Annotated in this window: 1 pseudogene; it reads right to left on the bottom strand. The window is 65.2% G+C overall.

Going from position 1 to position 581, the window contains the following annotated elements:
- Positions 1 to 517, bottom strand: a pseudogene (locus K7957_RS20190) (IS5 family transposase); the annotation flags it as partial.
- Positions 518 to 581: the final 64 nt, after the last annotated feature.

Raw genomic sequence — 581 nt, 5'->3', positions numbered from 1 at the left:
TAACCGCGGTCGCCAAGCAGCCACTGCGCCTTGGGCAGGTCGTCGAGCAAGGCCGCCGCGCCGGTGTAGTCGCTGACCTGGCCGGCGGTCATGAAGAAGCTCAAGGGGCGTCCGTTCGCATCGGCGACGGCATGGAGCTTGGTGTTCATGCCGCCTTTGGTGCGGCCGATCAGGCGGCCTGGGTCCCCCTTTTTACCCGCAGGCTGGATGCCGTGCGGTGTGCCTTCAGGTAGGTGGCATCGATCATCACGGTCCTGGGCTCGGCGTCTGCCGCAGCCAGTCCCTCCATCATGCGGAGGAACACGCCTCGCTCACCCCAGCGCTTCCACCGGTTGTAGAGCGTCTTGTGTGGGCCGTAGGCGCTCGGCGCATCTCGCCAGCGCAGCCCGTTGCGGTTGACGAACACGATGCCGCTCAGCACCCGGCGATCATCGACCCGAGGCTTGCCGTGGCTCTTGGGAAAGAACGGCCGCAAGCGCTCAACCTGCTCGTCCGTCAGCCAAAAAAGGTCGCTCATCCTCGGTCTCCTCGCGGAACCTGAATCAGACCGCGGACCTCACATCAATGGGTCCTGACCCTAG

It is taken from the genome of Sphingomonas yunnanensis, assembly GCF_019898765.1.
Lineage (GTDB): Bacteria > Pseudomonadota > Alphaproteobacteria > Sphingomonadales > Sphingomonadaceae > Sphingomonas > Sphingomonas yunnanensis.
This window is presented reverse-complemented; position numbering and strand designations above follow the sequence as displayed.